General features: G+C 67.1%; 10 protein-coding genes and 5 tRNA genes. 7 read left to right on the top strand and 8 right to left on the bottom strand.

Translation table 11 applies throughout. From position 1 onward, the window contains the following. Positions 1 to 199: 199 nt before the first annotated feature. The 4 genes from lon to tig form a co-directional block, all read right to left on the bottom strand. The gene (gene lon / locus MNQ95_RS01275) at positions 200 to 2,671 is read right to left on the bottom strand and encodes an endopeptidase La (protein WP_241953576.1); all 2,472 of its coding nucleotides are present in this window, start codon (positions 2,669 to 2,671) and stop codon (positions 200 to 202) included. 180 nt (positions 2,672 to 2,851) lie between these two features. After that, positions 2,852 to 4,141, bottom strand: a complete 1,290-nt coding sequence (gene clpX / locus MNQ95_RS01280; protein ID WP_162411507.1) for an ATP-dependent Clp protease ATP-binding subunit ClpX — start codon at positions 4,139 to 4,141, stop codon at positions 2,852 to 2,854. Positions 4,142 to 4,292: 151 nt separating this feature from the next. After that, entirely contained in the window at positions 4,293 to 4,916 is a 624-nt protein-coding gene (gene clpP, locus MNQ95_RS01285) for an ATP-dependent Clp endopeptidase proteolytic subunit ClpP (protein ID WP_425501380.1), read from the bottom strand. Between the two features lie 114 nt (positions 4,917 to 5,030). Next, positions 5,031 to 6,326, bottom strand: a complete 1,296-nt coding sequence (gene tig / locus MNQ95_RS01290; RefSeq protein WP_241953577.1) for a trigger factor — start codon at positions 6,324 to 6,326, stop codon at positions 5,031 to 5,033. 269 nt (positions 6,327 to 6,595) lie between these two features. Here tig and MNQ95_RS01295 point away from each other — a divergent pair. From MNQ95_RS01295 to MNQ95_RS01320, 6 genes are all read left to right on the top strand, one after another. Continuing rightward, positions 6,596 to 6,672, top strand: a tRNA-Pro gene (locus MNQ95_RS01295). Positions 6,673 to 6,708: 36 nt separating this feature from the next. After that, positions 6,709 to 6,785 (top strand) — tRNA-Arg (locus MNQ95_RS01300). A gap of 34 nt (positions 6,786 to 6,819) precedes the next feature. After that, positions 6,820 to 6,896 (top strand) — tRNA-His (locus MNQ95_RS01305). Positions 6,897 to 6,980: 84 nt separating this feature from the next. Continuing rightward, a tRNA-Lys gene (locus MNQ95_RS01310) sits at positions 6,981 to 7,056 on the top strand. A gap of 92 nt (positions 7,057 to 7,148) precedes the next feature. Further along, positions 7,149 to 7,234 (top strand) — tRNA-Leu (locus tag MNQ95_RS01315). A 302-nt stretch (positions 7,235 to 7,536) separates the two neighbouring features. Next, positions 7,537 to 8,295, top strand: a complete 759-nt coding sequence (locus MNQ95_RS01320; protein WP_241953578.1) for a Bax inhibitor-1/YccA family protein — start codon at positions 7,537 to 7,539, stop codon at positions 8,293 to 8,295. A gap of 83 nt (positions 8,296 to 8,378) precedes the next feature. On the opposite strand, the gene MNQ95_RS01325 is transcribed toward MNQ95_RS01320, so the two are convergent. The 4 genes from MNQ95_RS01325 to grxC form a co-directional block, all read right to left on the bottom strand. Continuing rightward, positions 8,379 to 9,701 carry a Na+/H+ antiporter NhaC family protein gene (locus MNQ95_RS01325; RefSeq protein ID WP_241953579.1) on the bottom strand — a complete coding sequence of 441 codons (1,323 nt, stop codon included), beginning with the start codon at positions 9,699 to 9,701 and terminating at the stop codon, positions 8,379 to 8,381. Positions 9,702 to 9,832: 131 nt separating this feature from the next. Next, positions 9,833 to 10,837 (bottom strand): isocitrate dehydrogenase, encoded by a 1,005-nt coding sequence (locus MNQ95_RS01330; protein ID WP_241953580.1) that lies wholly within the window; start codon positions 10,835 to 10,837, stop codon positions 9,833 to 9,835. Positions 10,838 to 10,987: 150 nt separating this feature from the next. Then, the gene (locus MNQ95_RS01335) at positions 10,988 to 11,389 is read right to left on the bottom strand and encodes a carboxymuconolactone decarboxylase family protein (protein ID WP_241953581.1); all 402 of its coding nucleotides are present in this window, start codon (positions 11,387 to 11,389) and stop codon (positions 10,988 to 10,990) included. Beyond that, complete coding sequence (grxC, locus tag MNQ95_RS01340) at positions 11,386 to 11,679, bottom strand: glutaredoxin 3 (RefSeq protein WP_241953582.1); 294 nt, start codon at positions 11,677 to 11,679, stop codon at positions 11,386 to 11,388. Before grxC ends, MNQ95_RS01335 begins: the two co-directional genes overlap by 4 nt. A gap of 152 nt (positions 11,680 to 11,831) precedes the next feature. On the opposite strand from grxC, the gene MNQ95_RS01345 reads away from it, so the two are divergent. Further along, the gene (locus tag MNQ95_RS01345) at positions 11,832 to 13,472 is read left to right on the top strand and encodes a M48 family metalloprotease (RefSeq protein ID WP_425605692.1); all 1,641 of its coding nucleotides are present in this window, start codon (positions 11,832 to 11,834) and stop codon (positions 13,470 to 13,472) included. Positions 13,473 to 13,509 lie beyond the last annotated feature (37 nt).

A 13,509-nucleotide genomic window follows, 5' to 3' on the forward strand; every position in this document is an offset into this window, starting at 1 on the left:
CTGTGCGGCCTTGCCGCGAGATGAGTGACCGGATCCGCGCCATGCAGGGCGAACCCGTAGGTCCGGTGCCACCGCACGGTCTGGACCGTCGGCAGGTGCGCCCGTTATACAGGGCGCCGCCCCCCTGCCGCAAGCCGGAAATGCAGCAACGGCGCGGGTTTTTGCCTTCCGCACTGCCGCGATTCCAGCACGCGGTTGATCAGTGCTTGACGCCCGTCCGGTCCTCCGCGGCCCGCTGGCGGCGTCCACCGGATTTGCCACTGCGACCGCCGGTCTTGCCGGCCTCGGGTCGCAGCGGACGCTCCAGGGCCAGGTCGAGCACCTCGTCGATCCAGCGCACGGGTACGATCTTCAGACCCTCGGTGACGTTGGCCGGGATGTCGGCCAGGTCCTTGCGATTCTCTTCCGGGATCACCACGGTGCGGATGCCGCCGCGCAGCGCAGCGAGCAACTTCTCCTTCAACCCGCCGATCGCGGTGACCTTGCCGCGCAGGGTGATCTCGCCGGTCATGGCGAGGTCCGCGCGCACCGGAACCTTGGTCAGCGTGGAGACCAGCGTGGTGACCATGGCGATGCCTGCGCTGGGACCGTCCTTGGGCGTGGCCCCGTCCGGCACGTGCAGGTGCACGTCCTGCTTCTGCAGGAAGTCGACTTCGATCCCGAGCCGTTCGGCACGCGAACGAACCACCGACAGCGCCGCCGAAGCGGACTCCTTCATCACGTCGCCCAATTGGCCGGTCAGGATCAGCTGGCCCTTGCCCGGCACCAGCGTGGCTTCGATCTGCAGCAGGTCGCCACCCACCTCGGTCCATGCCAGCCCGGTGACCAGGCCGATTTCGTTCTGCTCCTCGGCCCGACCGTAGTCGAAGCGGCGCACGCCCAGATACCTGTCCAGGTTCTTCGAGGACACCTGCACCAGCGGCGCCTTCGGCTTGCGTGCCGGAGTCTTTTTGCCCGCGGCCTTCTTCGCCGGCTGCGGACCCTTGAGCGCGATCTCCTTGACCACCTTGCGGCAGATCTTGGAAATCTCGCGCTCCAGGTTGCGTACGCCGGATTCGCGCGTGTAGTAGCGCACGATGTCGCGCACCGCATCCTCGGCGATCGACAGCTCCTCGGGCTTCAGGCCGTTCGCCTTGAGCTGCTTGGGCACCAGGTAGCGCAGGGCGATGCTGAGCTTCTCGTCCTCGGTATAGCCGGGGATGCGGATCACTTCCATGCGGTCCAGCAGCGGGCCCGGGATGTTCAGCGAATTGGACGTCGCCACGAACATCACTTCCGAGAGGTCCAGGTCGACCTCCAGGTAGTGGTCGTTGAACGAGTGGTTCTGCTCGGGATCGAGCACCTCCAGCAGCGCCGACGAGGGGTCACCGCGGAAGTCCATCGACATCTTGTCGATCTCGTCCAGCACGAACAGCGGGTTCTTCGTGCCGACCTTGTTGAGGTTCTGCACGATCCGGCCCGGCATCGAACCGACGTAGGTGCGACGGTGGCCGCGGATCTCGGCCTCGTCGCGCACGCCACCCAGGCTCATGCGCACGAACTTGCGGTTGGTGGCCTTGGCGATCGACTGTCCCAGCGATGTCTTGCCCACGCCAGGCGGGCCCACCAGGCACAGGATCGGGCCCTTCATCTGCTTCACCCGCGTCTGCACCGCCAGGTACTCGAGGATGCGGTCCTTGACCTTCTCCAGCCCGTAGTGGTCCGCGTCCAGCGTGTCCTGCGCGGCAGCGAGGTCCTTGCGCACCTTGCTGCGCTTCTTCCACGGCACGCCCAGCAACCAGTCCAGGTAATTGCGCACCACCGCGGCTTCGGCGGACATCGGCGACATCTGCTTGAGCTTGTTGAGCTCCGCTCGTGCCTTCGTTTCGACAGCCTTCGGCATGCCGGCCTCGGCGATGCGGCGCACCAGCTCCTCCATCTCGCCCGGGGAGTCGTCCAGGTCGCCCAGTTCCTTCTGGATCGCCTTCATCTGTTCGTTGAGGTAGTACTCGCGCTGGCTGCGCTCCATCTGCGACTTGACCCGCCCGCGGATGCGCTTCTCCATCTGCTGCACGTCGATCTCGCCCTCGACGAGGCCGACCAGCAACTCCAGCCGCTCGCCGACGTCGGCACTTTCCAGCAGCCGCTGCTTGTCGGCCAGGCGCACGCCGATATGGGCGGAGATGGTGTCGGCCAACCGCCCGGGCTCGTCGATGCCCGACAGGGTCTGCATCAATTCCGGCGGCAGCTTGCGGTTGGTCTTGACGTACTGCTCGAACAGGCTGGTCAGGGTGCGCGCCACCGCCTCGACCTCGCGCTCGCTGCGACCGCTGCCGGCTTCGATCAGTTCACCGCGGCCATGCAGGGCACCGTCACGCTCGACGATCTGATCCACATGCACCCGGGACGTACCCTCCACGAGCACCTTGATCGTGCCGTCGGGCAGCTTCAGCAACTGCAGCACCTGGGCCAGGGTACCGACCGCATACAGGTCACCGGCATCCGGATCGTCGGTTTCGGCCGACTTCTGGGCCACCAGGAGGATCTGCTTGTCGGATTCCATCGCCCGTTCCAGGGCGCGCATGGACTTGTCGCGGCCGACGAACAGCGAGATGACCATGTGCGGGAACACGACGACATCCCGCAAAGGCAGGACGGGCAGCTCCAGGGCGTCGGATCTGTTGCGGGACATGAAGACTCCGGGATGTGGGGGTGACGGCTGTTGCCATCCTGCCCCCCGTTATGGGGGCAAGCCCCAAGGGATGCAAGAAGGACTCCAATGTCGTTTCCGATCATGCAGATACAAGAAGCCCCGGGAGGACCGGGGCTTCTTCAACTTCCTGAACGTCGCGCCCGTCAGGCGCCGCCTGCGCTACTCGGCGGAGGCGACCTTCGGCGCGGGGGCCGCAGGCGTCTGGTAGATCAGGTACGGCTCGGTCTTGTGTTCGATGACCGACTCGTCGACCACGACCTTGCTGACGTTCTCCTGCGACGGCAGGTCGTACATGGTATCCAGCAACACCGACTCCACGATCGTACGCAGGCCGCGGGCACCGGTCTTGCGCTTGAGCGCCTTGCGGGCGATCGCCGCCAATGCGTCGGGCCGGAACTCCAGTTCCACGCCTTCCATCTCGAACAGCTTGCGGAACTGCTTGGTGATGGCGTTCTTCGGCTCGGTCAGGATCTTGACGAGGGCCGGTTCGTCCAGCTCCTCCAGCGTGGCGACCACCGGCAGGCGGCCGACGAACTCGGGGATCAGGCCGAACTTGATCAGGTCCTCCGGCTCGACCTCGGCCAGTAACTTGCCGGTGTCTGCCTTGCGCGCCTGGCTCTTCACCTTGGCGCCAAAGCCGATGCCGCCGGCCTCGGTGCTGCGCTGCTGGATGATCTTGTCGAGCCCGGCGAACGCGCCACCGACGACGAACAGGATGTTCTTGGTGTCCACCTGCAGGAATTCCTGCTGCGGATGCTTGCGCCCGCCCTGCGGCGGCACGCTGGCCACGGTGCCTTCGATCAGCTTGAGCAACGCCTGCTGCACGCCTTCGCCGGACACGTCGCGGGTGATCGACGGGTTCTCGCTCTTGCGCGAGATCTTGTCGATCTCGTCGATGTACACGATGCCCTGCTGCGCCTTGTCGACGTCGTAGTCGCACTTCTGCAGCAGCTTCTGGATGATGTTTTCCACGTCCTCGCCCACGTAACCGGCTTCGGTCAGCGTGGTCGCGTCGGCGATCGTGAACGGCACGTTGAGCAGGCGCGCCAGCGTCTCGGCCAGCAGCGTCTTGCCCGAGCCGGTCGGGCCGACCAGCAGGATGTTGGACTTGGCCAGCTCGACGTCCTCGTTGCGCTGGCGGCTCTCGATCCGCTTGTAGTGGTTGTACACGGCCACGGCGAGCGTCTTCTTCGCCCGCTGCTGGCCGATCACGTACTGGTCCAGCACCTCGAGGATCTCGCGCGGCTTGGGCAGCGAGCTGCGCGCCGACTGCGCCTTCTCCTCGAGTTCCTCGCGGATGATGTCGTTGCAGAGCTCCACGCATTCATCGCAGATGAACACGCTTGGACCGGCGATCAGCTTGCGCACTTCATGCTGGCTCTTCCCGCAGAAAGAGCAGTAGAGGATCTTGGTGCTGTCGCCGGAACGGCCCTGGCGGTCTTCGCTCATGCTTGGTGTGTCCAGTATCGCAACCCGTGTGAGACGGGTTCCGGTTCGAGAATAACACAGGGTCGGAACCGCGCCAGCGGCGCGCCGGACCCTGCGGAATGCGGTGGCGGAACCCCGGGCCGGCGGTTCCGCGGGAAGGCCGACGCTTGGCTCAGCCGGCCTGGATCGACTCGTCCGTACGACGCTCCAGGACTTCGTCCACGAGCCCGTAGGCCTTGGCATCGGCCGCGCTCTTGAAGTTGTCGCGCTCGGTGTCGCGGGCGATGGTCTCGATCGACTGCCCGGTGTGGTGGGCCAGGATCTCGTTCAGCCGCGCGCGCATGCTCAGGATCTCGCGGGCGTGGATGTCGATGTCGGTGGCCTGGCCCTGGAAACCGCCCAGCGGCTGGTGGATCATCACCCTGGAATTGGGCAGCGCGTAGCGCTTGCCCTTCGCGCCCGCCGCCAGCAGCACGGCACCCATGCTGGCCGCCTGGCCGACGCAGATCGTGCTCACGTCCGGCTTGATGTACTGCATGGTGTCGTAGATCGCCATGCCGGCCGTGACCAGGCCACCGGGCGAATTGATGTAGAGACTGATGTCCTTCTCGGGGTTCTCGGCCTCGAGGAACAGCATCTGGGCGATGATCACGTTGGCGACATGGTCTTCGACCGGGCCGACCAGGAAAATCACGCGCTCCTTCAACAGCCGCGAATAGATGTCGTACGCGCGCTCGCCACGGCTGGTCTGCTCGACCACCATCGGGACCAGGTTGAGGGCTTTGGTCGGGATCATGTTCATCGGTGCGTACGCTCCTGGGCGTGCCTGTCTTGGGGGTGGCGCCCGGGATTCCGGACGCCCTTGGGCAGGGTAACGGGCGCGGCGGTCATGCCACACCCGTCGTCGCCGTCATCCCCGGATCGCTTCCTGGAACGACAGCGGCGTTTCGGTGTGCTGGGCGCGCTCGGCGATCCAGTCGATCACCTGCTCTTCCATCACACGACCCTGCAGTCCCTGCATCAACTGGGGGTCGTTGCGGTACATCTCAATGACCTGCTCGGGCTGCTCGTAGGTCGAAGCGATCAGGCGCAAGGTCTCGTTCACGCGCTTGGGGTCCAGGCGCAGGTCGTGGCGGCGGGCGACCTCGCCCACCAGCAGGCCGGCCAGGACGCGCTTGCGCGCCGGTTCCAGGAACGCTTCATGGGCGTTGGCCGGGGGCTGGCCGGGGTCGCGACCGCCGCGGCGGATCTGCTCCAGCTGCTGGGCCAGCATGGCCCGCGCCTCGTTCTCGACCAGCCGTGGCGGCAGTTCGACGTGGGCGTAGGTGGAGGTCAGCTGCTCACCGACCTCGCGACGCAGGCGACCCATCAGCGCGCCCTTGAGCTCGCGCTCGAGGTTGCTGCGGATGTCGTCCCGGAACTTGTCCTTGTCGCCACTGCGCACGCCGAAGCTCTTGACGAAAGCCGCGTCGACGTCCGGCAGCACCGGCTCGGACACCTGGGCCAGGGTCACGTGGACGCTGGCGGTCTTGCCGGCCAGCTGCGGCTGGCGCCAGCTCTCCGGGAAAGCGACGTCGATGACCGTTTCCACGCCGATCTCCAGCCCGGCCAGCGCGTTCTCCAGCGCGGGCAGCAACTGGGCGGAACCGATCGCGGTGGTGAACTGTTCCACGCCCTCTGCCGGCTGGCGGAAATCCTCGACCTGGGTCCACAACGAGCCGGCGACGAGGTCGCCCTCCTTCGCGGCGCGTTCGACCTTGTTCCAGGTACGGCGCTGCTGGCGAAGGTTCTCGATCATCTGGTCGATGTCGGCGTCGGTCACCTCGGCGGTATTGCGCACGACGGTGAGCTTGGCGACGTCGACGTCACCGAAGTCCGGCACGACCTCGAAGGTGGCGACAAAGTCCAGGTCGCCCTCGCTGGCCCGGTCGATGCGCGGATTGCCGGCCAAGCGCAGGTCGTGCTCGCGCACGGCCGAATCGAAGGTCTGGCGGACCAGGCCACCCAGCACTTCAGCCTTGACCTGCTCGCCGTAGCGCTGCTCGATCACCTTGGCCGGCACCTTGCCGGGGCGGAAGCCCTTCATTTTCGCGGTGCGCGCGATCTCGCGCAGGCGCCCGCTGACGCCGGACTCCAGCTGCTCCGCCGGCAGGCTGAAGTTCATGCGGCGTTCGAGATTGCTGGTGGATTCGACGGAAACTTGCATGGTGGTCTGGCTCCTGCCGCCGGGGCTCCTGCCCACAGCGCAAATCAACGGGTTTTCGAGGGTCAGGCACCGGCTTTCCTGCCGGCCCCGCGGAACGCGCTAGTTTCGCCTATCGGCAGCGGCTGCGCCAGCCTGCAGCTGTTCCCGGCATTGACAGGCCCGGCGCGCTTCCCGAACAATAGCCGGCCTTCCTGAGGCCCACTGGGCAGCATGAAGCCGGGACCGGCAGGCCGGACTCAGTGGACTGACGCCGGACCGACCCAGCACACCGGGGTATAGCGCAGTCTGGTAGCGCGCCTGCTTTGGGAGCAGGATGTCGGGGGTTCGAATCCCTCTACCCCGACCATCCCGCCGCAGGGCGGGTGATGTGAGACCGCGTTGTGCGCCCGTAGCTCAACCGGATAGAGCACCGGCCTTCTAAGCCGGCGGTTGCAGGTTCGAGTCCTGCCGGGCGCGCCATCACAGGGCGTCGGCGGATACAGGTTTTTTTGTGGTGGCTGTAGCTCAGTTGGTTAGAGTACTGGATTGTGATTCCAGTGGTCGGGGGTTCGAATCCCCTCAGCCACCCCACTTGTTCTGACGCGGCGCATGCCGCGGAGCTTGCCAGGAAAGCGTAATTCGCTAGAATGTGCAGCTCGGTTGTACGGGTTCATCGGGCCGTTAGCTCAGTTGGTAGAGCAGTTGACTCTTAATCAATAGGTCGAAGGTTCGAATCCTTCACGGCCCACCATCCCGAAGAAAGCGCCCGGCCTGTCCGGGCGTTTTTGTGTCCGCCTCACCCCCGCGCGATGATCGGCGGCACGGTTAGAATGCGGGCGAACTGCGAAAGTGGCGGAACTGGTAGACGCACTGGATTTAGGTTCCAGCGGGTAACCCCCGTGCGGGTTCGAGTCCCGCCTTTCGCACCAGCCCGGGAATGAATCTAACCCCGGGCCACGACACCTTGGAAGCGCACAGGCTCCCTACCGCTGCCGCCGGGCGACCAGCCTGACGACGACGGCCACCCGCCGCCCAGCGACCCCGTGTTTACGCATCGCCCGCATGTCGTCGGCAACTTGCCGCCTCCAAGTCGAAACACCATGCGCGAGCCACAGCGAGCCATCGCCCCCTCTGCGATGCGGACAGGTAGCCCTGCAGGCGATCCGACCGACCGCCCCGCTGCGTGTATCCTTGGTCGATCGACTTACCATACCGACGGAGCGACTCCACGATGCGCAGCGGAAATCCGGCTTTCAAGGAATCCACTTTCCTCGACCTTGGCAGCGGCGCGGTCGTTTCGCGCGATGGCGGTGCGATGACGCTCGCCGGCACCAGCAACAAGACCGGCCTGCTGCTGCTGCTGGCGGTACTTACCGGCAGCTGGTCGTGGAGCCAGGCGTTCGGCGCCGACGGCACGGTCAACCCGAACATCGGCCTGTATCTGTGGGGCGGCCTGCTCACCGGCTTCGCGCTGGCCCTGGCCACCATCTTCAAGAAGACCTGGGCACCGGTCACCGCGCCGCTGTATGCGCTGGCCCAGGGCGTGTTCCTTGGCGCGATCTCGGCCATGTACGACGCCCGGTTCAACGGCATCGTCATGCAGGCGGTCCTGCTGACGATGGGCACCCTGTTCGCGATGCTCTTCGCCTATCGCAGCGGACTGATCAAGGCCACCGAAAACTTCAAGATGGGCGTGGTCGCCGCCACCGGCGGCATCGCGCTGGTCTACCTGGCCACGATCATCCTGGGCTTCTTCAACATCCAGATCCCGCTGATCCACGAGTCGGGCATCATCGGCATCGGCTTCAGCCTGTTCGTGGTGGTGATCGCGGCGATGAACCTGGTGCTGGACTTCGATTTCATCGAGAACGGCGTCGACCAGGGCGCGCCCAAGTACATGGAGTGGTACGGCGCGTTCGGCCTGATGGTCACCCTGGTGTGGCTGTACCTGGAGTTCCTGCGCCTGCTGTCGAAGCTGCAGTCGCGCTGAGCCCCGGCGGCACCGCTGGACATGGAACGGGGCGCCTCGGCGCCCCGTTTCCGTTCCGGCACTTCAAACACGGGCCACCGCCCTCAATCGGCCGGCGAGGCCGGAGTCGACGCCTTCCGCGCGGGCCAGAGCATGAACGCGATCGCCGACAGGGCCAGCAGCCAGCAGTAGTGCACGCTGCCTGCCAGGGCCAGCGGCGAGACCGCGGCGAGCGATGCGGCCAACAGGATCTGCGCACCGTACGGCAGCACGCCCTGGACCACGCAGGCGAAGATGTCGAGGATGCTGGCGGCGCGGCGCGGGCTGATGCCGTGGCGCTGGGCGATGTCCCTGGCGAGGCTGCCGGTGACCAGGATCGCCACGGTGTTGTTGGCGGTCAGCGCGTCGGTGCCGGCCGCAAGCGCGGCGATGCTGAACTCGCCGGAGCGGCGGCCGGTATGGCCGCGGGCGAACCTGGCGATCGCCTGCGCCAGCCAGGCCAGGCCGCCGGTCGCCTTGATCAGCGCCGCCAGGCCGCCGATCAGGATCGACAGCAGGGTGATCTCGACCATGCTCTCGAAGCCGGCATAGATGTCGCCGACGAAATCGACGGCTCCATACCCGGGCGCCATCGCCAGGCCGAAGCCGCCGGTCACCACCAGGCCGATCCCCAGTACCAGGACGACGTCCAGCCCGGTCAGCGCCAGGACCAGCACCAGCACGTAGGGCAGCACCAGCCAGGGCGATGCCTCCGCCGCTTCAGGCACGGGCACGCTGTCGCCCAGCGTCGCCAGCAGGATCACGGTCGCGATCGCGGCCGGCGCGGCGATCTTGAAGTTCTCGCGGAACTTGTCGCGCATTTCCGCGCCCTGGCTGCGGGTGGCGGCGATGGTGGTGTCGGAGATGATCGACAGGTTGTCGCCGAACATCGCACCACCCAATACTGCACCCAGCACCAGCACGCGGTCCAGTCCCGAGGCATCGGCCACGCCCAGTGCGATCGGTACCACCGCCGCGACCGTGCCCATCGAAGTGCCGATCGACAACGAAACGAATGACGCCACCAGGAACAGCCCTGGCAGGATCAGCGCGGCAGGCAGCGCACCCAGCCCGAGCGCGACCACCGCGTCGACCGCGCCGATCGCCTTGGACACCACGGCGAAAGCGCCCGCCAGCAGGAAGATCAGGCACATCAGCATGACGTTGCTGTCGCCCATGCCGGCCAGCAGGGTCGGCTGGGCCGGGACGCCGCGACGGCGCGCCAGCCACAGGCCCAGCGCAAGGGCCGGCAGGATCGCCACCGGCGCGCGCAACTGGTAGAAGCCCATCGGCTCGCCCTGGGCGGTGTAGTACAGCCCGGCGCCGAAGAACAGCGCCAGGAACAGCAGAAGCGGGGTCAGCGCCAGCGCGCTGGGGCGGACGGACATGGCCGGGCCTCGGATGCGGGCCGGGGATTGTGCGTCGCATCACGGCGCCGGCCAACGCCATGGATGGCACAGCCTCCAACAAAAACGGGACGCTGTGCGTCCCGTCGTTGCGTATCGCCGCCGGCGCCGGATTACAGGCGGGTGGCGATCGCCTGGGCGAAGCCCATCGTGGTACCGCTGCCGCCCAGGTCGCCGGTCAGCGAGTCCTTGGCCTCCAGTGTGGCCACGATCGCCTTGCGCAGGCGCTCGGCGTTCTGCGGCTGGCCGATGTGGTCGAGCATCTGCGCGGCCGCCAGCAGCAGCGCGCAGGGGTTGGCGATGCCCTTGCCGGCGATGTCCGGCGCGGTGCCGTGCACGGCCTCGAAGATGGCCGCGTGCTCGCCGATGTTGGCGCCCGGGGCCAGGCCCAGGCCGCCGACCAGGCCGGCGCACAGGTCGGAAATGATGTCGCCGAACAGGTTGGTGGTGACCAGGATGTCGAACTGCTCGGGGCGCATCACCAGCTGCATGCAGGCGTTGTCCACGATCATTTCCTGGAACTCGATGTCCGGGTACTTCGCCGCGACCTCACGCGCCACGGCCAGGAACAGGCCCGAGGTCGACTTGATGATGTTGGCCTTGTGCACCGCGGTCACCTTCTTGCGGCCGGTGCTGCGGGCCAGTTCGAAGGCGTAGCGCACGATCCGCTCGGAGCCCTTGCGGGTGATGCGGGTGCCGGAAATGGCGGTCTCGCCGTCGGCCGACACTTCCTGGCCCTCGGCCAGGTAGGCACCCTCGGTGTTCTCGCGCACCGTGATCAGGTTGATGTCCTCGTAGCGGGACTTCGTGTTCGGGAACGAGATCGCCGGGCGTACGTTCGCGTACAGGTCGAAGTGCCGGCGCAGGCTGACGTTGATCGAGGTAAAGCCACCACCGATCGGGGTCGACAGCGGGCTCTTCAGCGCGACGGTGTTGCGCGCGATCGAGTCCAGGGTCTCCTTGGGCATCAGGTCGCCGTGCTTCTCGAGCGCGGCCACGCCGGCCTCGGCGAATTCGTACTCCAGGCCGGCGCCGAGCTGGTCGAGCACGTACAGGGTCGCGTCCATGATCTCCGGGCCGATGCCGTCGCCGCGGATGACCGTGATCTTCTGGGTCATGGGTAGTGTTCCGGAACAGGCGCGCCGGCCCTGGAAGCGGGCACGGCACGTGGGGAAGGGAAAGTTTGTCGTGAAATTATGCCCGATCCCCGGTGAACACCCCACATCGACCTTGGGAGGGTGCGCGGACGGGAAGGCCCGCGGACCGGCTCAACCGTGGTCGTGGGCAGGTGCCGCGGGGTCCGCCGCCCCTGCTTCCAGCTGGTCCAGGAAGTCCACCGCCCGGCGCAGGTGGGGGATCACGATCGAGCCGCCCACCACCAGGCCGACCGAGAAGGTCTCGAAGAACTCGTCCCGCGAGACCCCGGCTTCCTTGCACTGGGCGACGTGGTAGCTGATGCAGTCGTCGCAGCGAAGCACCATCGAGGCCACCAGGCCGAGCAGCTCCTTGGTCTTCAGGTCCAGCGCACCGGCCTGGTAGGTCTGCGTGTCCAGGGCGAAGAACCGCCTCACCACCTGGTTGGGCTCGGCCAGGATCCGCTGGTTCATGCGCTGGCGGAATTCGGTGAACTCGCGGACGCGGTCGGCGCCGTCCTCCCCCTGCCCGCTCACGCCGAAGCCTCCGGGGCCTGGCCGTGCCCATCGAGAAGCGGCAGCAGGCCGCCCTTGCGATGCAGCGCCATCATGTCGTCGTAGCCGCCGACATGGACCTCGCCGACGAAGATCTGCGGCACGCTGGTGCGGCGCGCAAGGTCGATCATCTTCCGGCGCTCTTCCAGGTCGAGGTCGACGCGGACCTCGGTCCACTCGCGCCCCTGGCTTTTCAGGAAATTCTTGGCGGCCACGCAATACGGGCAGATGGCGGTGGAATAGATCACGATCGGAGGGGCAGACGGGGACACGGGAAACTCCGCGGGACGATTGGGGTCAATACCGATATGGTAGCGGCGGCGCCGCAGGCAGCCTCCACGGGTGGAACACAGCGGGTTAACCGCCGATTCACCCGCGCCCCAGGCGCCGCCGCCATGCTCACGCCGACCGTCGGAGAACCCGTTTGCGCTACCTGCTGCTGGCTGCCGCCCTTACCTTGGCCTTGGCCCCGATGCGCACGGTGGCGCAGGACGAACCGCGCCTGCCGGACATCGGCTCGTCGGCGGGCGAACTGCTGAACCCGGCCAAGCAGGCCGAGTACGGCGGGATGATGCTGCGCGAACTGCGCAATTACGGCTACCTGCTCGAAGACCCCTTGCTGGACGACTGGCTGCAATCCATGGGCAACCGGCTCGGCTCCAACAGCGACCGGCCCGAACAGCCGTACACGTTCTTCATGCTCAAGGACCGGCAGATCAATGCCTTCGCCACCCTGGGCGGCTACATCGGCATGAACGCAGGGCTGGTCCTCACCGCGCAGCGCGAAGACGAGGTCGCGGCGGTACTGGCCCACGAAGTCGCCCATGTCACCCAGCAGCACGTGCTGCGCGGCGTGGAACGCGCGCAGCGCGACCAGATCCCGATCCTGCTCGGCATGCTCGCCGCGATCGTCGCCGCGCAGGCCGCCGGCGGCAGTTCCGCCGGCGAAGCCTCGGAGGCAGCCGTCGCCAGTGCGATGGCGCTGATGCAGCAGAACCAGATCGACTACACCCGCTCCAACGAATCGGAAGCCGACCGGCTGGGCATCCGCACCCTGTCGCGCAGCGGCTACGACGTCGACGCGATGGCCGGCTTCTTCGAGCGCATGTCCTTCGCCATGCGCGGCAACGAAGGCGGGTACAGCGCGCCGGACTACCTGCGCACCCACCCGGTCAATACCACCCGTATCAGCGAGGCCAAGCAGCGCGCCGAACAGCTCAAGCGTGGTTCGGTCACCGCGGTCACCTCGGTCCCCGGGGGGGGCGAGCGGATCGAGCGCATGGATCCGTTCAAGGTCCAGGCCCCTCCTCCCTCCAGCAGCAATCCACTGCTGCCGGCCGGATTCCGCATCGACCCGTTCGACCCCACCGCCGAGGCCGTGGGCGCGCAGTTCGGATGGGCCCAGGAACGCCTGCGGGCGTTGACCGCCAACACCCCCGACGAGGCGATCCGCGAGTACGAATCCCTGCGCCGGTCCGGTCCGAAGGGCCTGTCGGACGCGCAGCAGTACGGCCTGGCCCTGGCCCGGCTGAACCGCCAGCCCGCCGCGGCGGCAGTCGAACTGTCGCGCCTGCTCGACGCCCATCCCGACAACCTGTGGCTGGAACTGGCCCTGGGCGAGGCCGAATCGCGCTCGGGCCATGCCGCCGAGGCCAATCGCCGCTACGACGAGCTGCTGCGGAAGATGCCGGGCAGCCGGCCGGTCGCCCTGACCTACGCACGTGTCCTGGTCGAACAGGGCGGCAAGGAGGCCGGACGACGGGCCCAGGAAATCCTGCGCCCGCAGCTCGCCCGTTCAGGCAGCGATCCGGTGTTCCAGCAGACCTTCGCCCGCGCCAGCGAACTCGCCGGCGACACCAGCCGGGCCGCGGAGGCCTACGCCGAGGCCGCCTACCTCAATGGCCGCCCCGAGCAGGCCCTGATCCAGCTGGAAACGCTGAAGAAGCGCGGCGACCTGGATTACGTCACCCGCGCCCGGGTCGACGCCCGCATCGTCGCCATCACGCCCACCGTGCTGGAACTGCGCCGCCAGGGCATCCGTGACCCCGACATGCAGCGCCGCTGAAAAACGGCGCCCACGCCTCGAAGGCGCTGTCACAATT

This window comes from Pseudoxanthomonas daejeonensis, from assembly GCF_022637495.1.
Lineage (GTDB): Bacteria > Pseudomonadota > Gammaproteobacteria > Xanthomonadales > Xanthomonadaceae > Pseudoxanthomonas > Pseudoxanthomonas daejeonensis.